18 protein-coding genes are annotated in these 17,413 nt (G+C 72.5%); 4 read left to right on the plus strand and 14 right to left on the minus strand.

Going from position 1 to position 17,413, the window contains the following annotated elements; genetic code table 11:
- Positions 1 to 87 precede the first annotated feature (87 nt).
- The 9 genes from ACQP09_RS14525 to ACQP09_RS14565 form a co-directional block, all read right to left on the minus strand.
- Positions 88 to 669, minus strand: coding sequence for an amino-acid N-acetyltransferase (locus ACQP09_RS14525; protein ID WP_433399337.1), 582 nt, complete (start codon positions 667 to 669; stop codon positions 88 to 90).
- Positions 670 to 678: 9 nt separating this feature from the next.
- Positions 679 to 1,149: a BlaI/MecI/CopY family transcriptional regulator gene (locus ACQP09_RS14530; RefSeq protein ID WP_433399340.1), complete on the minus strand. Its 471-nt coding sequence runs from the start codon at positions 1,147 to 1,149 to the stop codon at positions 679 to 681.
- A gap of 111 nt (positions 1,150 to 1,260) precedes the next feature.
- A complete protein-coding gene (locus tag ACQP09_RS14535) occupies positions 1,261 to 1,440 on the minus strand; it encodes a hypothetical protein (protein WP_015609335.1) in 180 nt (59 codons plus the stop codon).
- Positions 1,441 to 1,524: 84 nt separating this feature from the next.
- Positions 1,525 to 2,121: a hypothetical protein gene (locus ACQP09_RS14540; protein WP_433406594.1), complete on the minus strand. Its 597-nt coding sequence runs from the start codon at positions 2,119 to 2,121 to the stop codon at positions 1,525 to 1,527.
- 162 nt (positions 2,122 to 2,283) lie between these two features.
- Positions 2,284 to 3,081 carry a type III pantothenate kinase gene (locus ACQP09_RS14545; protein ID WP_432152120.1) on the minus strand — a complete coding sequence of 266 codons (798 nt, stop codon included), beginning with the start codon at positions 3,079 to 3,081 and terminating at the stop codon, positions 2,284 to 2,286.
- A complete protein-coding gene (gene nadC, locus ACQP09_RS14550; RefSeq protein ID WP_433399344.1) occupies positions 3,081 to 4,145 on the minus strand; it encodes a carboxylating nicotinate-nucleotide diphosphorylase in 1,065 nt (354 codons plus the stop codon). Before nadC ends, ACQP09_RS14545 begins: the two co-directional genes overlap by 1 nt.
- A gap of 124 nt (positions 4,146 to 4,269) precedes the next feature.
- Entirely contained in the window at positions 4,270 to 5,964 is a 1,695-nt protein-coding gene (locus tag ACQP09_RS14555; protein ID WP_433399347.1) for an L-aspartate oxidase, read from the minus strand.
- The gene (panC, locus tag ACQP09_RS14560) at positions 5,961 to 7,085 is read right to left on the minus strand and encodes a pantoate--beta-alanine ligase (protein WP_433399350.1); all 1,125 of its coding nucleotides are present in this window, start codon (positions 7,083 to 7,085) and stop codon (positions 5,961 to 5,963) included. The genes ACQP09_RS14555 and panC overlap by 4 nt, the downstream gene beginning before the upstream one ends.
- Positions 7,082 to 8,023: a Rossmann-like and DUF2520 domain-containing protein gene (locus ACQP09_RS14565; RefSeq protein WP_432152124.1), complete on the minus strand. Its 942-nt coding sequence runs from the start codon at positions 8,021 to 8,023 to the stop codon at positions 7,082 to 7,084. Before ACQP09_RS14565 ends, panC begins: the two co-directional genes overlap by 4 nt.
- Before the next feature lie 169 nt (positions 8,024 to 8,192).
- On the opposite strand from ACQP09_RS14565, the gene ACQP09_RS14570 reads away from it, so the two are divergent.
- Complete coding sequence (locus ACQP09_RS14570) at positions 8,193 to 9,431, plus strand: threonine aldolase family protein (RefSeq protein ID WP_433399354.1); 1,239 nt, start codon at positions 8,193 to 8,195, stop codon at positions 9,429 to 9,431.
- 114 nt (positions 9,432 to 9,545) lie between these two features.
- Here the strand turns inward: ACQP09_RS14570 and ACQP09_RS14575 are convergent, their stop codons facing one another.
- Positions 9,546 to 9,731 carry a hypothetical protein gene (locus tag ACQP09_RS14575; RefSeq protein WP_433399357.1) on the minus strand — a complete coding sequence of 62 codons (186 nt, stop codon included), beginning with the start codon at positions 9,729 to 9,731 and terminating at the stop codon, positions 9,546 to 9,548.
- A gap of 105 nt (positions 9,732 to 9,836) precedes the next feature.
- On the opposite strand from ACQP09_RS14575, the gene ACQP09_RS14580 reads away from it, so the two are divergent.
- Positions 9,837 to 10,949, plus strand: coding sequence for a DUF5937 family protein (locus ACQP09_RS14580; RefSeq protein ID WP_433406595.1), 1,113 nt, complete (start codon positions 9,837 to 9,839; stop codon positions 10,947 to 10,949).
- Positions 10,950 to 10,963: 14 nt separating this feature from the next.
- Here the strand turns inward: ACQP09_RS14580 and ACQP09_RS14585 are convergent, their stop codons facing one another.
- Together ACQP09_RS14585 and ACQP09_RS14590 are read right to left on the minus strand one after the other, a co-directional pair.
- Positions 10,964 to 11,638, minus strand: a complete 675-nt coding sequence (locus ACQP09_RS14585) for a response regulator transcription factor (protein ID WP_161033006.1) — start codon at positions 11,636 to 11,638, stop codon at positions 10,964 to 10,966.
- A 41-nt stretch (positions 11,639 to 11,679) separates the two neighbouring features.
- Positions 11,680 to 12,882: a sensor histidine kinase gene (locus ACQP09_RS14590; protein WP_433399361.1), complete on the minus strand. Its 1,203-nt coding sequence runs from the start codon at positions 12,880 to 12,882 to the stop codon at positions 11,680 to 11,682.
- Positions 12,883 to 12,978: 96 nt separating this feature from the next.
- Here ACQP09_RS14590 and ACQP09_RS14595 point away from each other — a divergent pair, with 96 nt between their 5' ends.
- Together ACQP09_RS14595 and ACQP09_RS14600 are read left to right on the plus strand one after the other, a co-directional pair.
- Positions 12,979 to 13,965 carry an SAM-dependent methyltransferase gene (locus ACQP09_RS14595; RefSeq protein WP_433399364.1) on the plus strand — a complete coding sequence of 329 codons (987 nt, stop codon included), beginning with the start codon at positions 12,979 to 12,981 and terminating at the stop codon, positions 13,963 to 13,965.
- A 72-nt stretch (positions 13,966 to 14,037) separates the two neighbouring features.
- Positions 14,038 to 15,180, plus strand: a complete 1,143-nt coding sequence (locus tag ACQP09_RS14600; protein WP_433399367.1) for an NADH-quinone oxidoreductase subunit D — start codon at positions 14,038 to 14,040, stop codon at positions 15,178 to 15,180.
- A gap of 57 nt (positions 15,181 to 15,237) precedes the next feature.
- Here ACQP09_RS14600 and ACQP09_RS14605 read toward each other — a convergent pair whose 3' ends face one another.
- On the minus strand, positions 15,238 to 16,260 hold the full coding sequence (locus ACQP09_RS14605) for a hypothetical protein (protein ID WP_433399370.1): 1,023 nt from the start codon (positions 16,258 to 16,260) through the stop codon (positions 15,238 to 15,240).
- Between the two features lie 155 nt (positions 16,261 to 16,415).
- Positions 16,416 to 17,387, minus strand: coding sequence for an ABC transporter substrate-binding protein (locus ACQP09_RS14610; RefSeq protein ID WP_404062414.1), 972 nt, complete (start codon positions 17,385 to 17,387; stop codon positions 16,416 to 16,418).
- Positions 17,388 to 17,413: the final 26 nt, after the last annotated feature.

Here is a 17,413-nt window from a genome sequence, read left to right on the forward strand (position 1 = left end):
CGGGAAACGTGCGCGATTCGGACATAGGGATGCCGGGATGATGCGGGGATGATGATGATGCCGTGGCTTGTGCGCATCATCCGCGCATCACAGGTGCAGAAGCATCCGACTGTTGCCCAAGGTGTTCGGCTTCACTCGTTCGAGACCGAGGAACTCGGCGACGCCCTCGTCGTACGAACGCAGCAGCTCACTGTAGACATCCGTGTCGACCGGAGTCTCTCCGATCTCGACGAACCCGTGCTTCGCGAAGAAGTCGACTTCGAAGGTGAGGCAGAAAACCTTGCGGACGCCGAGCCAGCGGGCCGTCTGCAGAAGCTTCTCCAGTACGTGATGCCCCACCCCGGCCCCCTTGATGCGGGGGTCGACGGCGAGTGTCCGGACTTCCGCGAGGTCTTCCCACATGACATGGAGAGCGCCGCAGCCGATGACCCGGGCATCCTCGTCGCGTTCCGCGACCCAGAACTCCTGGATGTCCTCGTAAAGGGTGACGGTCGCTTTGTCGAGCAGGATCCCGCCGGAGACGTAGCCGTCGAGGAGCCGGCGTACGGATGGCACATCACTCGTCCTGGCCCGGCGGACGGTGATGGCGGGCTTATTTACCGACGGGTCGGTATGAAAGTCGGTATCCGGTTCGGTATCCGGTTCGGTTTGCGGCTGCTCTGAGGACATGGGCCGACGCTATCGCCCGCCTCCGGACTCCGTGTCATCGGCCGGGTCAGCACCTTCGGTGTTCGCGGCGGCCGGTTCCGGTGGGTTGCCCTCCGGATTGTCCGCAGGTGTGTCCGCCGTACCGGGAGAAACCATACGGACCGCGTCCTGAAGTGCTTCGCGCTGCTCCGGCGACATCATGCCGAAGAACGCCACCAGTGCGGCGGCCGGGTTGTCACTCTGCGACCAGGCTTCGTTCATCAGTGCGGCCGAGTAGGCGGCCCTGGTGGACACGGCCGTATATCGATATGCCCGGCCGTCCACTTCCCTGCGGACCCAGCCCTTCTGATGGAGATTGTCCATTACCGTCATCACCGTCGTGTAGGCGATGGACCGTTCCTGCTGGAGGTCCTCGAGGACTTCCCGCACGGTGACCGGACGGTTCCCTTGCCAGACGCGTGTCATCACGGCGTCTTCCAGCTCTCCCAATTGACGGGGCACGGGATCACTTTAGTGCCACATGTCCTGAATGGCTGGTTATTTACAGAGCCAAAAGAGCGCACGGCTCTCATGAGCCGTGCGCTCCAGGGATGTGAGGGACGGACCGTGCGGTCAGGCATTCTCCGGACGAGCGGTCTGCTTCACGGATTCCGCGCGGGCGATCGCCGCGTCCACGGCGTCGTCCTCCTTGGCCTTGTTCGGACCGCCCTGGCTCTTGACGATCGTCACGACCAGGCCGATGAAGAAGATGGCCATCACCACGGGGGGCACGAGCGCGGATACGTAGTCCATGCCGTCCAGAGTAGCGAGCCCGGTACGGCGGATTGCGGCGGCCTCCCGGTGGAGGCCGCCGCAATCCGTTGCATGTGAGCCCGGTCAGCCGGCGGCGCGCTCCTCCTCCGCCGGTGGCGGCGACGGGCGGCGGGGCGGGAAGACCTCGGACGGCTTGGGCGCCGGGCGCGTACCCGGGGCCGGTGAGCGGCCGGGGACGGGGGCGGGGGCTGCCGGAGCCTTCGGGCGGTCCGGCTCCCGGTCGGCGGCCCGGCCGCCGGGCAGCGCGAGCAGCCTGGAGCGCGGGCCGGGGGCCGACGCGGCGGCGGAGCGGCCGGCGAGCCGGGCCCGTACGGAGCGCTCGGCGAGGATCTGGCAGCGATCCAGGAGCGCCGCCGCGAGCGGCTTCCCGCGCAGCGCGCGCAGGGCCGCCAGATCGTCCGGGCGGGGGTCGTAACCGGCCGCCAGGGCGTCCTGGAGCAGCTCCAGGTAGCCGGTGACGGAGCCGGGGAGGGCGGCGCGGTAGCGGGCGAGGTCGGCGAGGAGGAACGCTCGCAGCCGGCCCGCCTCCCCGACCGCCTCGTCCACGGAGCCCGCGAGCCGCAGGCAGTCCTGGACATCCTCGTCGGACAGGGGCATGGGGTGGAGGGCGATGGCGAGGGCACGTCGGAGCACCCGCAGCTCGTCCGCGCTGAACGCCATGCCGCCTCGTGAACCGTAGGGCGTGGGCATAACGCGACAATACGTGCTAAATGGACAAAATCCGTTTAACTGGTCGTCGGTGGCGCGGCGTCCGCGAACGGTGTCCCGGGCCGTCGCCCACCGCCGTTCCCGCAGGTACGCCGCGCCCGCGCGGCCGGATCCCTACGACCGGGACACGTTCCGCTCGTACACCAGGCGCAGCCCGATCAGCGTCAGCCACGGCTCGTGCTCGTCGATGGCGGAGGACTCGCCCAACACCATCGGAGCAAGGCCGCCGGTCGCGATGACCGTGACGTCGTCCGGGTCGGCGGTCAGCTCCTTCTTCATCCGGGCCACCACACCGTCGACCTGGCCCGCGAAGCCGTAGACGATGCCGGACTGCATGGCCTCGACGGTGTTCTTGCCGATCACGCTGCGCGGCCGGGCCAGCTCGATCTTGCGGAGCTGGGCGCCCCTGACGCCGAGCGCCTCGACGGAGATCTCGATGCCGGGGGCGATGACCCCGCCCGCGTACTCGCCGCGTGCGGAGACCGCGTCGAAGGTGGTGGCGGTGCCGAAGTCGACGACGATCGCCGGGCCCCCGTACAGCTCGACGGCGGCGACCGCGTTGATGATGCGGTCCGCGCCGACCTCCTTGGGGTTGTCCATCAGGATCGGGACGCCGGTCTTGACGCCGGGCTCGACGAGGACGGCGGGCACGTCGCCGTAGTAGCGGCGGGTGACCTCGCGCAGCTCGTGCAGGACGGACGGGACGGTCGCGCAGATCGCGATGCCCTCGATGCCGTCGCCCAGCTCCATGCCGAGCAGCGGGTGCATGCCCATCAAGCCCTGGAGGAGGACGGCCAGCTCGTCGGCGGTGCGGCGGGCGTCGGTGGAGATCCGCCAGTGCTCGACGATCTCCTCGCCGTCGAAGAGTCCGAGGACCGTGTGCGTGTTGCCGACGTCGATGGTGAGCAGCATCAGGCGTCGGCCCCGTCGGTGGTGTCCGCCGTTACGTCCGCGTCGCGGAAGTCCAGGCCGATGTCCAGGATCGGCGAGGAGTGGGTGAGCGCGCCGACGGCCAGGTAGTCCACGCCGGCGTCCGCGTAGGCGCGGGCCGAGTCGAGCGTGAGGCGGCCGGAGGACTCCAGGATCGCGCGGCCGGCGACCAGGGCCACCGCCTCGGCGGTCTCCGCCGGGGTGAAGTTGTCCAGCAGGATCAGGTCGACGCCCGCGTCCAGCACCTCGCGGACCTGCTCCAGCGTGTCGACCTCCACCTCGACGGGCAGGTCGGGGAACTCGGCGCGGACCCGCTTGAACGCCTCCGCGACGCCGCCCGCCGCGATGACGTGGTTGTCCTTGACCAGGGCCGCGTCGGAGAGCGACATCCGGTGGTTGACGCCGCCGCCGCACCGTACGGCGTACTTCTCCAGCGCGCGCAGGCCCGCCGTCGTCTTGCGGGTGTCGCGGACCTGGGCCTTGGAGCCCTCCAGGACGTCCGCCCAGGCACGGGTGGCGGTGGCGATGCCGGAGAGGCGGCAGAGCAGGTTCAGCGCGCTGCGCTCGCCGGTCAGCAGGTCGCGGGTGCGGGTGGTGACAGTGAGCAGCTTCTGGCCGGGGGCGACGCGTTCGCCGTCCTCGACGTGCCGCTCGACCTCGAACTCGTCGGTGCAGACGATCGACAGGACCGCCTCCGCGACCCGGAGCCCGGCCACGACCCCCGCCTCGCGCGCGGTGAAGTCGCCGGTGATCACGGCGTCCTCGGGGACGGTCGCCACGGTCGTGACGTCCACCCCTCCGTCCAGGTCCTCCTCGATCGCCACATGGGCGACGTCCTCGACCTGGACGGGGTCGAGACCCGCCTCGGCCAGGAGCAGCGCGAGCGCGGGGTCGAGGCCGCACTCCAGAGCGTCGGGGTCGAAGCCGTCACCGCAGCCGCAGTCGTCGCCGCAGCCCCCGGAGGACGCGGCGGGTGCGGGCGCGCCGACGCTGATCAGCGGTACGTCCACCGGTGTGGGGCGCGGATTCTCTTCGGGCGTGGACACGGTTGCGGCTCCTCGGGGGCGTGGCGGGTGGTGCGGTGCTTCTCTGGTGGCGGGTGGTGCGGTGCTTCTCTGTTCGGGCGCTGCTGTGCGGGTGCGGCTCGCGCCGCTGCTCTCAGCAGTCTGGTCAATCCGCGGCGCGTACGGGCGGGAATGCGGCGGTCTCCGTACGGTGGACGACCGGCGTGCGGTCGGCGGCGATCCGGACGACCAGGTGGCGGCGCCAGTGCGCGTCGTCGCGGTCGGGCCGGTCCTCGCGCCAGTGGCAGCCGCGGGTCTCCTCGCGCTCCCGGGCGGCGGCGACCAGGACCCGCGAGACCAGCAGCAGGTTGGTGACCTCCCAGCTGTCGACGCCGGGGACCGCGTCCTTGGGGTCGGCGGCGTCCGCGTCGGCTGCGGCGGTGCGGTGCAGGGCCTCCAGCTCCTCGGCGGCGGCGGCCAGGGATCCGGCGGAGCGGAGGACTCCGGCGCCTCTGGTCATGATGCGCTGGATCGCCGTACGGGTCTCGGGGGCGAGGAGCGCGACGGGCTCGCCGCCGCCCTCGCCCGCGGCCTCCGCCGGTTCGGCGCGCGGCGGGCGGGTCTCCGCGATGTCGGCGGCGATGCGCTCGGCGAAGACCAGGCCCTCCAGGAGCGAGTTCGACGCCAGCCGGTTGGCGCCGTGCACCCCCGTACAGGCGACCTCGCCACAGGCGTACAGGCCGGGGACGGTCGTGCGGCCGCGCAGGTCGGTGCGGATGCCGCCGGAGGCGTAGTGCGCGGCCGGGGCGACCGGGATCGGCTCGGTGACCGGGTCGATGCCGTGGGCGCGGCAGGCGGCCAGGATGGTCGGGAAGCGCTGCTCCCACATCGGGGCGCCGAAGTGCCGGGCGTCCAGATACATGTGCTCGGTGCCGTGCTCGTGCATCTGCCGGGTGATGGCCTTGGCGACGATGTCGCGCGGGGCCAGCTCGGCCAGCTCGTGCTGCCCGAGCATGAAGCGGGTGCCGGAGGCGTCAACGAGGTGGGCGCCTTCGCCGCGTACCGCCTCGGAGACCAGCGGCTGCTGGCCCTCGGAGTCCGCGCCGAGGAAGAGGACGGTCGGGTGGAACTGGACGAACTCCAGGTCCGAGACCTCCGCCCCGGCCCGCAGCGCCAGCGCCACGCCGTCGCCGGTGGAGACCGACGGGTTGGTGGTGGCGGAGAAGACCTGGCCCATGCCGCCGGTCGCGAGGACGACCGAAGGGGCCCGGACCGCGCCGACGCCGTCGTGCTGGCCCTCGCCCATGACGTGCAGCGAGACCCCCGCCGTACGGCCTTCGGCGTCGGTGAGCAGGTCCAGGACGAGCGCGTTCTCGATGGTGTGCAGGGCGGCCGAGCGGACCGCTTCGACCAGGGCCCGGGAGATCTCGGCGCCGGTCGCGTCGCCGCCGGCGTGGGCGATGCGGCGGCGGTGGTGGCCGCCTTCCCGGGTGAGCGCTATGTCGCCGCTGTCGGTGGTGTCGAACGTGGCGCCGGTGGTGATCAGGCGGCGTACGGCGTCGGGGCCCTCGGTGACCAGGGTCCGTACGGCCTCCTCGTCGCAGAGGCCCGCGCCCGCGACCAGGGTGTCGCCCAGGTGCTGTTCGGGGGTGTCGCCCTCGCCGAGCGCGGCGGCGATGCCGCCCTGCGCCCAACGGGTCGAGCCGTCGTCGAGCCGGGCCTTGGTGACGACCACGGTGTCCAGGCCTGCGGCCGCGCAGCGCAGCGCGGTGGTGAGTCCGGCGACTCCGGAGCCGACCACCACGACGTCCGCGTCGATGGCCCAGCCGGGGGCGGGGGCGGTCAGCCGTATTCCGGTCACGTCAGGGCTCCGAAGGTGAGGGGGATGTTGTCGATGAGGCGGGTCTCCCCGACCCGGGCGGCGACGGCGAGGACCGCCTCTCCGCTCTCGCGGTCGTCGGGGATCTCGGTGAAGTCCGCCGGGTCGACCAGGGCCAGGTAGTCCAGGACCAGCGGGTGCCGGTCGCGGACGGCCGCCTCGTCCAGGATCGCGCGCGCGGTGGCCCGGACGGCGGCGGGCGCCCCGTTCGGGCGGGCCAGCGCCACGGCCTGGGCGTCGGCGGCGGCCCGGGCCTCGCCGAGCCGGTTGAGCCCGGCGGCCCGGTCGCCGCCGGGTGCGGTGGCCTTGGCGCGCTCGTGCAGGGCCTGCTGGGCGGCGAGCCGGTCCTGCGCCGCGAACAGGGCGCGGGACAGTGCGAGGGCGGTGTGGCGCTCCTGCGGGGACAGGAACCGGTTGCGGCTGGAGAGCGCGAGGCCGTCGGGATCGCGGACGGTGGGCACGCCGGTGATGCGGACGCCGAAGTTCAGGTCGCGGACCATGCGGGTGATCAGGGCGAGCTGCTGGGCGTCCTTCTGCCCGTAGAACGCCTCGTCGGGACGGGTGAGGTGGAGGAGCTTGGCGACGACGGTGAGCATGCCGTCGAAGTGGCCGGGCCGGGAGGCGCCTTCGAGGCGCTCGCCCATGGGTCCTGCGGTGATCCGGACCTGGGGCTCGCCGCCGGGGTAGACCTCGTCCACGCCGGGGGCGAACACCGCGTCGGCCCCGGCCGCCGCGGCGATGGCCAGGTCGGCGTCCAGGGTGCGCGGGTAGCGGTCGAGGTCGGCCGCCTCGCCGAACTGGAGCGGGTTGACGAAGACCGTGACCACGACCTGGCCGTCCGGGCCCGCGGCCTCGCGGGCCGTACGGATCAGAGTGGCGTGGCCGTCGTGGAGCGCGCCCATGGTCATGACGACGGCCCGCTCGGCCCCGGCGGGGCGCGGGAGCGCGTCGAGCTCGGCGGCGGTGCGGAGGAGGGCGGGGGCGGGGGTGGGGGTGGGGGTGGGGGTGGGGGTGGGGACTGTCGTGCCGGTGTTTCCCGTGTTCCCTGTGTTCCCCGTGTCTCCTGTGCTTCCCGTGTTTCCCGTACGGCTGCTGGTCGTCATCGCGTCTCCCCCGGTCCCGGGCGGCTTTCCTGGTCGGCCAGGGCGACGAGGAGGTCCTCCGCCAGCTCCGGCTTGAGCAGGCCGTGGGCCAGGGCCCGGTCGGCCGTGGCGCGGGCCATCGCGAGGTAGCCGCCGACCATCTGGGGGGCGTGCGCGCGCAGCTCGCCGACGTGCGCGGCGACCGTGCCCGCGTCGCCCCGGGCCACCGGGCCGGTCAGCGCGGCGTCGCCGGAGCGCAGCGCGTTGTCCAGGGCGGCACCCAGCAGCGGGCCGAGCATCCGGTCCGGAGCGGTGACCCCGGCCTTGGCCAGCAGCTCCATCGACTCGGCGACCAGGGTGACCAGGTGGTTCGCGCCGAGAGCCAGGGCCGCGTGGTAGAGCGGGCGGGACTCCTCGGCGATCCACTCCGGCTCGCCGCCCATCTCGATGACCAGCGCCTCGGCGGCCAGCCGCAGCTCCTCGGGTGCGGTGACCCCGAACGAGCAGCCCGCGAGCCGCTGGACGTCGACGGAGGAGCCGGTGAACGTCATCGCCGGGTGCAGCGCGAGCGGCAGGGCCCCGGCCCGCAGCGCGGGGTCCAGGACCCGGGCCCCGTACCGCCCGGAGGTGTGGACGAGGAGCTGCCCCGGCCGTACGGCACCGGTCTCGGCGAGGCCCTCGACCAGACCGGGCAGCGCGTCGTCCGGAACGGTCAGCAGGACCAGCTCGGCGCGGGCGAGCACCTCGGCGGGCGTCACCACGGGCACGTCGGGGAGCAGGGCGGCCGCGCGGCGGCGGGAGGCGTCGGAGACACCGGAGACGGCCACCGGGCGGTGGCCGGCGAGCTGGAGCGCGGCGGCGAGTGCGGGACCGACGCGGCCCGCTCCCACGACGCCGACGGTGAGGCGGGCGGGGCGGTCCCTCGCGTCGAGGGGTTCCTTCGGAACTGTCGTATTCACGCGGCGATGGCCTTCCGTTCCAGTCCGCGGGGGGTACCGGACGATTTCTCTGCATGCTACGCCAGCGTTTCGGCGATCCCCGCCCGCCGCCCACAGCCTGTGGATAACTCTGCGGAGCGGGCCGGAATCGTGCGGGCGTGGAGCCGGTCGTCCAGGGGATGATCGTCCCATGACAGCCATGGATGAGCAGGAGCAGCGGCGGCGCCGGCTGGCCGCCTGGCGCGGGTCGCACCGGGTGCTGGACCGCCGGTCCACGGACGGAACGGTCGGCGAGGGGCTCGCGGCGCTGATGGCCGGGATCGGGGCCGGGATCGAGGCCGGGGGCAGTTCTGAGGCCGGGGTCGGGGCCGGTTCCGGATCCGGCGCCGGTTCCGGTTCCGGTTTCGTACACGATCCGGACGATGCGGTGGATGTGTACGGGGGCGGGGTCGTCGCGGAGCTGGAGCGGCGGGTGGCCGGGCTGCTGGGGACGGAGGCGGCGGCGTTCTTCCCGACCGGGACCATGGCTCAGCAGGTGGCACTGCGGTGCTGGGCCGGCCGTACGGGCAACGCCACGGTGGCGCTGCATCCGCTGGCCCACCCGGAGCTGCACGAGGAAGGTGCGCTCGGGGCGGTGAGCGGGCTGCGGACGGTGCACCTGACGGCCGAGCCGCGGATGCCGGGCGCCGAGGAGGTACGGGACCACCCGGAGCCGTTCGGCACGCTGATGCTGGAGCTGCCGTTGCGGGACGCCGGGTTCACGCTGCCCACCTGGGACGAGCTGGAGGCGACCGTGGCGGCGGCCCGGGAGCGGGACGCGGTGGTGCATCTGGACGGGGCGCGGCTCTGGGAGTGCGGGACGCACTTCGGGCGGGGCCTTCAGGAGATCGCGGCGCTCGCGGACAGCGTGTACGTGTCCTTCTACAAGTCGCTGGACGGGCTGTCGGGAGCGGCGCTGGCAGGGCCTTCGGTGCTGGTGGACGAGGCGCGGGTGTGGCGTCACCGGTACGGGGGCCAGCTCTTCCAGCAGTATCCGGCGGCGCTCTCCGCGCTGATCGGGCTGGAGAAGGAGCTGCCCCGGCTGCCGTCGTACGTGGCGCACGCGAAGGTGGTGGCCTCGGCGATGGCGGAGGGGTTCGCGGCGGCGGGGGTGCCGTGGTTCCGGGTGCGTCCGGAGCCGCCGCACACGCATCAGTTCCAGGTGTGGCTGCCGTACGGCGTCGAGGTGCTGGACGAGGCGTCGGTGCGGCAGGCGGAGGAGACGGGCGTGACGTTGTTCCGGCGGTGGGGGTCGGGGGCGGCGGGGGGCGCCGGGTTGCCGCCGGGGGTTTCGGTCACCGAGGTGACGGTGTCCGGGGCGGGGCTGGAGTGGTCGGCGGGGGATGTGCGGAGTGCGGTGGCCGGGTTCGTGGAGTTGCTACCGGCGTAGGGGATTGTCGGGGCCTTGTCGAGTGGACGGTCCCCGCCCTCGGGGTTCCGTCCTCGGGGTTCCGTCCTCAAACACCGGACGGGCTGGAATCCGCCGGGCTCGGGCCCTCCGGCTTCAGGGTTCGGTCCTCAAGCGCCGGACGGCTGGATTCCCCCTGTCCTGTGTCGGCGGATGCGTCAGCCAGTGGTGGTAGAGGTCGCGCAGGGTCGTGCGGTCGTGGCGGCCCGGTGGGGGCGGTGCCGGCTCGTTCAGGCGGGCCGCGCGGTAGGTGTCGAGCATGTGCTGCTGGATGGCGTCCATGTATTCAGCGTCCGCCCGTCACCGCAGGTCCGCGCGTTGATTGACGGCCGCTGTCAAATGAGGCGACGCCCCGTCCCCGTACCGCGCACCATAGGACGCGTGAGCGTGGACATCGACATCGCCGGCCTGCCCGCCGACCGCATCGTTTTCGCGGTCTCCCCGCTCGCGGAGCTGGGGGACGCGCTGCACGCGCTCTCCGAGCCCGGCCACCACCCCGGCCTGCACGGCTGGGCCACCGCGACCTCGTCGGCGCTGGAGCCCGATCTCGCCGACCGACTACTGGAGGCGGAGTTCCTCTGGCGGCACAGCTTCTCCGACGTGTTCATGCCGTTCGCCGGAATCCCCGGGGGCGACGGCAGGCCCGGGGCGACCCTCGCCGAGGACCTGGACATCCTGGACCGGCTGGACGACGAGCGGTTCGTGACGACGGCGCTGGAGTTCACCTGCGCCGGTCTGTACGGGGACGCCGCCGCCTCCCCGCTGTCGGACCCGGCGATGCGGGGCCGCGCCCTGGAGCTGGCGGCGGCGCGCGGCCCCCGGCAGGTGAAGTTCACCCAGCGGCTGCTGACCGACCCCGCCCCCGTACGCCGCTGGATACGGCGCCTCTTCGAGGACTGCGACCAGGCGTTCTTCGCGGACACCTGGCGCCGGGTCTCCGTCCAGCTGGCCGCCGACGCCCGGTACAAGACGGAGGTGCTGCGGCACAAGGGCGTCCGGGAGGCGCTCGGCGCGGTCTCCGCCGCCCTGACCCTGGACGAGAAGGCGGGCAGGCTCTCCGTCGACAAGCTGTCCGAGGCCCGGACCACCGCCGTCGACCCGGACGTCGGCACCGGCCTCACCCTGATGCCCAGCAGCTTCGGCTGGCCGCACCTGATGGTGGTGTACGCACCGGGCTGGCGGCCGGTGATCCAGTACCCGGTCCGCCTCCCCGACCTCCCGGCCCCCGCCTCCGTGGAGCTGCTCCAGCGCCGGATGGAGGCCCTCGCGCACCCCATGCGGATGCGCCTGTGCCGCAACCTGGCACGCTCGGCGTACACCACCGGCGAGCTGGCCGACGCCCACCGGATCACCGCGCCCGAGGTCTCCCGGCATCTGTCGGTGCTCAAGAAGGCGGGCCTGATCACGACGCGGCGCCGGGGACGGTACGTACTGCACCAGCTGGACCTGACGGTCGTCGCCCGCATCGGCAGCGACTTCCTGGAGGGTGTGCTGCGGTAGCCGGGGCCCGCTGCTCAGCCCGCGCCGCCGCCCGCGCGCACCAGGCCCGTCTCGTAGGCGAGGACGACGACCTGGACCCGGTCGCGCAGGCTCAGCTTGGTGAGGATGCGGCCGACGTGGGTCTTGACCGTGGCCTCGGAGAGGACGAGGCGGGCGGCGATCTCGCCGTTCGAGAGGCCCTGCGCGACCAGGAGCATCACCTCGCGTTCGCGTTCGGTGAGCTTCTCGATGTGCTTGTTCTTCGGCTCCTTCTCGCTGCTCGGCAGCATCGGCGAGAACCGGTCGAGCAGGCGGCGGGTGGTGGACGGGGCCACGACCGCGTCGCCGCTGTGCACCGAGCGGATCGCGGAGAGCAGTTCGGCCGGCGGCACGTCCTTGAGCATGAAGCCGCTCGCGCCCGCCTTCAGCCCGGAGAACGCGTACTCGTCCAGGTCGAACGTCGTCAGGATCAGCACCTTCGGCGGATTCGGCTGCGCGCAGATCCGGCGGGTCGCCTCCACCCCGTCCAGGCGCGGCATGCGGACGTCCATCAGGACCACGTCCACCGCCGTGGCGCGCAGGATCTCGATCGCCTCCGCGCCGTCCCCGGCCTCCGCCACCACCTCCATGTCGGGCTGGGCGGCCAGAACCATCCGGAAGCCCGTGCGCAGCAGCACCTGGTCGTCGACGAGCATCACGCGGATGGCCATGGGATGTGTGTCCTGTCCTGTCTGGGTGGTGGGTCGGAACGTCACTCGGCGGGCTTCAGCGGCAGCAGCGCACTGATCCGGAAGCCGCCTCCGGGCCGCGGCCCCGCGTCCAGCGTGCCGCCGACCATGCCGACCCGCTCCCGCATCCCGATCATCCCGTGTCCGGCGCCGTCCGCGCCGCCGTCCTCGTACAGCTCGTGCGCCGCACCCCGGCCGTCGTCCTCGACCAGCAGCCCGAGGCCGTCGTCGAAGTAGACCAGCCGGACGCTGGCACCGGCGTCCGGGCCGCCGTGCTTGCGGGTGTTGGTGAGGGCTTCCTGCACGATGCGGTACGCGGTCAGCTCCACGCCGCTCGGCAGGGGCCGCGCGGTGCCCTCCACCTTGAAGTCCACCGCCAGACCGGTCCGCCGCACCTGGTCGACCAGGTCCTCGATCTGCTCCACGTCGGGCTGCGGAACGTACTCCCCGCTCTCCGGCGCGTCACCGGTCCGCAGCACCCCGAGCAGCCGCCGCATCTCCGCCAGCGCCTGCCGTCCGGTGGAGGAGATCGTCTCCAGCGCCTGCCGGGCCTGGTCCGGCGCCGCGTCCATCACGTACGCGGCGCCGTCGGCCTGAACCACCATCACGGACACGTTGTGCGCGACGACATCGTGCAGTTCCCGGGCGATCCGGGCCCGCTCGGCGGCGACCGCGACCTTGGACTGGGCCTCGCGCTCCCGCTCCAGCCGGGCGGCACGCTCCTCCAGCTGGCTGAAGTAGGCCCGCCGGGTCCGCAGCGAGTCGCCCATCACCCAGGCCAGCACGAACGGCACCGTCATGATCACCGTCACGAAGATCTGCTGCGGCCAGGAGCCGCCCGGCTCGGCCTCCCAGCGCACCTGCGAGAGGGCGGCCGCGCTCAGGCTGCAGACCAGGGCGAGGCGGGATGCCCAGCGCTCCCCGATCGTGGCCACCGTGAAGGTGATCACCAGCATCGCGAAGTTGCCGATGCCCGGCCGGACGTCGCCGACCAGCTGAAGCACGCCGACCGCGATGGCGAGCAGCAGCATCTTCTCGGGCAGCCGTCGGCGCAGCGCCACGACCGTGGAGAGGCCGAGCGCAACCGGAATCGCGAGGATCTCCTCCCGCCCGGCGTCGTACATGCCCGACGCCATCGACATGCCGGAGAGCCCGAGGAGGACGACCGCCCAGAAGACGTCGACGCCCAGCGGGTGTCTGCGGAGAAAATCGTAGAGGCGCTGCACGTAGCCCAGCGTAAGGACAGCGGATAGGTGCCCGGGTCAACCGGAGGGTCGATCCAGATCCCGGGACCGTACTCCCCAAGGTGGAGACTGGCCCACATGACGGAGGAGTGGCGCGGGTGGCGGGAGGCGGCGGAGACCGCTCTGTACGGGGACGAGGGCTTCTACCGGAGCCCGGTCCGCAGCCCTCTGGGACCGGCGGGCCACTTCCGTACGTCGGTCCACGCATCGCCCCTGTTCGCGCGGGCGGTGGCCGGGCTGCTGGCCGCGACCGCGAGGGAGCTGTCCACCCGTACGGTCGCGCTGGTCGACGTCGGCGCCGGGCGCGGTGAGCTGCTGACCGGCGTGCTCGCGGCCGTGCCGGAGTGGCTGGAGGTGATCCCGTACGGGGTGGAGGTCGCCGCCCGTCCGCCGGAGCTGGATCCGCGGATCGTCTGGTGCGCCGAGGTGCCGCGGGGCGTGCGCGGGGTGCTCTTCGCCAACGAGTGGCTGGACAACGTGCCGGTGGAGGTGGCGGAGGTGGACGGGGACGGGGTCGCCCGGTACGTACAGGTGCGGACCTCGGACGGTGCGGAGCGGCCGGGTCCGCCGGTGACGGGTGCGGACGCGGCGTGGCTGGAGCGGTGGTGGCCGCTGTCCGCGCCGGGTGAGCGGGCGGAGATCGGGCGGCCCCGGGATCTCGCCTGGGCGCGGGCGGTGGGGGCGCTGGACGCCGGGCTGGCGGTGGCGGTGGACTACGCGCATGTACGGGGCGGGCGGCCGCCGTTCGGGACGCTGACCGGGTTCCGGGACGGGCGGGAGGTGCGGCCGGTGCCGGACGGGTCGTGCGACCTGACCGCGCATGTGGCGCTGGACGCGTGCGCGGCGGCGGTGGGCCGGGGGGCGGCGGAGCTGACGGACCAGCGGGCGGCACTCGGGCGGCTGGGGGTCTCCGGGGAGCGGCCGCCGCTGAGCCTGGCGGCCTCCGATCCGGCGGCGTACGTACGGGGCCTGTCCTCGGCGGGCGAGGCGGCGGAGCTGACCGCGCGCGGCGGGCTCGGCGACTTCGGGTGGCTGCTGCACCGGGTGGGGCCGGGCCGGGGGTGACCGCCCGTACAGGACGGGGCGGGCAAGGGCGGACCAGGAACAGGCAAGGGACCGGCAAGGAATACTGGCCCCATGACGGAGACGACCATCGGCATCGGCGGCGCGGCGGAGAGCACCGACATGGTGCTGAACATCGGCCCGCAGCACCCCTCCACGCACGGCGTGCTCCGGCTCCGGATCGTCCTGGACGGGGAGCGCATCCAGCACGCCGAGCCGGTCATCGGCTATATGCACCGGGGCGCGGAGAAGCTCTTCGAGGCGCGCGACTACCGGCAGATCATCATGCTCGCCAACCGCCACGACTGGCTCTCCGCCTTCTCCAACGAGCTGGGCGTCGTTATGGCCGTCGAGCGGATGCTCGGTATGGAGGTCCCCGAGCGCGCGGTCTGGACGCGGACGCTCCTCGCCGAGCTGAACCGGGTCCTCAACCACCTGATGTTCCTCGGCTCCTATCCGCTCGAACTCGGCGGCATCACCCCGGTCTTCCACGCCTTCCGCGAGCGCGAGGAGCTCCAGGCGGTGATGGAGGAGGTCTCCGGCGGCCGGATGCACTACATGTTCAACCGGGTCGGCGGCCTCAAGGAGGACGTCCCGGCGGGGTGGTCGGGCCGGGTCCGCGACGCCGTCGCCTCGGTCCGCTCCCGCATGGACATCTACGAGAACCTGGTCCTCGGCAACGAGATCTTCCGGGCCCGTACGCGCGGTGTCGGCGTGCTCTCCCCCGAAGCGGTGCACGCGTACGGGGTGTCGGGGCCGATCGCACGCGCCTCGGGCGTCGACTTCGACCTGCGGCGCGACGAGCCGTACCTCGCGTACGGAGAGCTCCAGGACACCCTGAAGGTGGTCACCCGGACCGAGGGCGACTGCCTGGCCCGCTTCGAGTGCCTGCTGGACCAGACCCTCAACTCGCTTGACCTGGCGGACGCGGGCCTGGAGCGGATGGCGGGCCTGGAGCCCGGGCCGGTCAACCAGCGGCTGCCCAAGGTGCTCAAGGCGCCCGAGGGCCACACGTACGCCTGGACGGAGAACCCGCTCGGCCTCAACGGCTACTACCTGGTCTCCAAGGGCGAGAAGACCCCGTACCGGCTGAAGCTGCGGTCCGCCTCCTTCAACAACATCCAGGCGCTCACCGAACTGCTGCCGGGGACGCTGGTCTCCGACATGGTGGCGATCCTGGGGTCGCTCTTCTTCGTCGTCGGGGACATCGACAAGTAGGAGCGCGCGTGAGCTGTCAGGAGACCGCGTGAGCTTGTCAGGAGACCGCGTGGGCTCCTAGGAGACCGCGCCGCGCAGTTCCGCCACGTCGATCTGCTCGGTCTCGTCGTGCGCGGTGAGGTCGATGACCTTGCCCACGGCCCGGTTCTGCACCGCTCCCGTGCGGTGGACGGCGAGCGCCTCCTCGCCGACGACGTCCGCGAGGTCCTCGTTCTGCACGGCCTCGATCGCGGCGTTGGCCTTCTGGGCGTTCTGGGTGCCGAAGAAGTCGAAGTTGCCCTGCGGCACGAGGTGCCGGCGGGCCGCCGCGTACGGCACGATGGCCGAGGCGGCGGGGACCGTACGCGGTACGTGGACGGGCGCGGCGGAGACCGGGGCCGGCGGGGTGGTCGACGGGCGGCCGTGCTGGTGGTGCTCGCCGGCCCCGGAGACCGCCGCGTCCTTCCCCTGCGGGTCTTCCCCCTCCGTGCTCTGCTCACCGGCGATGGCACGGGCGGTCGCTTCCGCGCGACGCGCTTCCTGGAGTGCGGCGTTACGGGTGAGGTGCAGCAGGGCCTCGTCCGCGCGGCGGTAGGCCTCCGGGGTCGGCGTCGACCGTCCGGCGGGCAGCTCGGCGGGGGAGGCGGCGGCCTCGATGGCGAGCTGCCGGCGGCCCTCCAGCGCACTGGCCCGCTCGGTCTCGGCGTTGGCGTACCGGCGGAGCAGGCCCGCGTGCTCGCCGCGCAGTCCGGCGAGCTCCACGCGCTTGCGGCGGAGCTTGGTCTCCAGACGGGTGCGCAGCTCGCGCGACTCCTCCAGATCCTGCTCCAGCTCGGCTATGCGCTCCTCGGCCCGCCACTCGTCACGGGTACGGGCCCGCTCCAGCTCGGCGACCCGCAGCCCCGCGGCCCGGTCCCAGCTGCGCATCAGATACGCGCCGGTCAGGGCGGCGGCGGCCACGGCGGCCACCAGGCCGCGCAGCGCGAGCGGTTCGGCGAGGAACCAGGCGCCGGTGGCACCGACGACCGACACTCCCGCCACCGCGGAGGGCGGCAGGATTCTGTGAAGGGGTGGCGAATGGCGGTGGCGTCCACGTGGCATGGCCTGAAATTTACCGTGTGTACGCGCTACTTGGGGGGCCGCCCGGCAATCTTTCCCCGCCGGTTACCTGACGGCCCCCCGAAGCCCCCTGGTTCTTGATCGAGAACTCTCCGCGACCGGGGCTCACTTCCTGATCAGGACCTACTGTTCAGGACCTACTTCTTGATCAGGCCCTTCGACTCCAGATACTCCTTCGCCACGTCGGTCGGCTTCGCGCGCTCGGCGTCGACCTTGCGGTTCAGCTCGGCGAGATCTTCCGTGGTGAGGGTGTCGGTGAGCTTTCCGAGCGCGGCGGCGATCTCCGGAGCGCCCGCGTCCTTGGCATTGAGCACCGGCAGGACGTTGTCGGCGTTCTGGAGCTTCTTGTCGTCCTCCAGGAACACCAGACCGTCCAGCACCGCGTCCGTGGTGGTCGTCAGGACCAGCTCGACCTTGCCGTCGCGGACGGCCTGCTTGGACTGCGGGGTGCCGACGCCCTTCGGGTCGATACCGGTGACGTCGATGCCGTACGTCTTCTTCAGACCCGGTGCGCAGAAGGGCCGCACCTCGCACTCGTCGCCCGCCGCGATCTTGACCTTGAGCTTCGACTTTCCGAGATCGGAAAGGGTCTTGAGGTTGTTCTTCTCGGCGAATTCCTTGGAGACCGCGAAGGCGTTCTGGTCGACGGCCTTCCCGGCCGGGAGCACCTTGAGGCCCAGCGGTTCCGCGAGCTTCTCCAGCGCGGCGACCGTGGCGGCGGCGTCACCGGAGGCGAGGGGCGCGTTCTGGGCCTTCTCCGCCCCGTTCACCTTGGCGTTGAGGAATTCGGTGATGGTGGCGGCGTATTCGGGTACGACGTCGATCTCGCCCTTCTCCAGCGAGGGCTCGTACAGCTCACGGTTCTTCACCGTGGTGACCGAGGTGCTGTACCCGGCGTCGCCGAGGATCTGCGCGTACAGCTCGGCGAGCACCTTGGACTCGGTGAAGGCGGCCGAGCCGACCACGAGCGAGCCCTTCTTGCCGTCGCCGCCCGAGGAGCCGGAGCCGCCCTTCTCCTGCTCCAGGCTGTCGCCGCCGCAGGCCGCGAGCGACCCGGTCAGCGCCACGATGCCGATGACCGCTCCGGCTATCCGCGAGGTTCTGCTCATGTCTGTTCTCCGTCCGAACTCAAGAA

Source organism: Streptomyces sp. CA-146814, assembly GCF_050942385.1.
In the GTDB taxonomy this organism is placed as follows: Bacteria; Actinomycetota; Actinomycetes; order Streptomycetales; family Streptomycetaceae; genus Streptomyces.

Excerpts from the sequence above, each read along its gene's own strand:
- ACQP09_RS14540 (WP_433406594.1), bottom strand. The coding sequence starts at position 2,121 with ATGGCGTTCAGCGCGGACGAGCTGCGGGTGCTCCGACGTGCCCTCGCC.
- ACQP09_RS14610 (WP_404062414.1), bottom strand. The coding sequence starts at position 17,387 with ATGAGCAGAACCTCGCGGATAGCCGGAGCGGTCATCGGCATCGTGGCG.
- ACQP09_RS14595 (WP_433399364.1), top strand. The coding sequence starts at position 12,979 with ATGACGGAGGAGTGGCGCGGGTGGCGGGAGGCGGCGGAGACCGCTCTG.
- ACQP09_RS14600 (WP_433399367.1), top strand. The coding sequence starts at position 14,038 with ATGACGGAGACGACCATCGGCATCGGCGGCGCGGCGGAGAGCACCGAC.
- ACQP09_RS14585 (WP_161033006.1), bottom strand. The coding sequence starts at position 11,638 with ATGGCCATCCGCGTGATGCTCGTCGACGACCAGGTGCTGCTGCGCACG.
- ACQP09_RS14575 (WP_433399357.1), bottom strand. The coding sequence starts at position 9,731 with ATGGACGCCATCCAGCAGCACATGCTCGACACCTACCGCGCGGCCCGC.
- ACQP09_RS14570 (WP_433399354.1), top strand. The coding sequence starts at position 8,193 with ATGACAGCCATGGATGAGCAGGAGCAGCGGCGGCGCCGGCTGGCCGCC.
- ACQP09_RS14535 (WP_015609335.1), bottom strand. The coding sequence starts at position 1,440 with ATGGACTACGTATCCGCGCTCGTGCCCCCCGTGGTGATGGCCATCTTC.
- ACQP09_RS14525 (WP_433399337.1), bottom strand. The coding sequence starts at position 669 with ATGTCCTCAGAGCAGCCGCAAACCGAACCGGATACCGAACCGGATACC.
- ACQP09_RS14605 (WP_433399370.1), bottom strand. The coding sequence starts at position 16,260 with ATGCCACGTGGACGCCACCGCCATTCGCCACCCCTTCACAGAATCCTG.
- panC (WP_433399350.1), bottom strand. The coding sequence starts at position 7,085 with ATGACGACCAGCAGCCGTACGGGAAACACGGGAAGCACAGGAGACACG.
- ACQP09_RS14545 (WP_432152120.1), bottom strand. The coding sequence starts at position 3,081 with ATGCTGCTCACCATCGACGTCGGCAACACGCACACGGTCCTCGGACTC.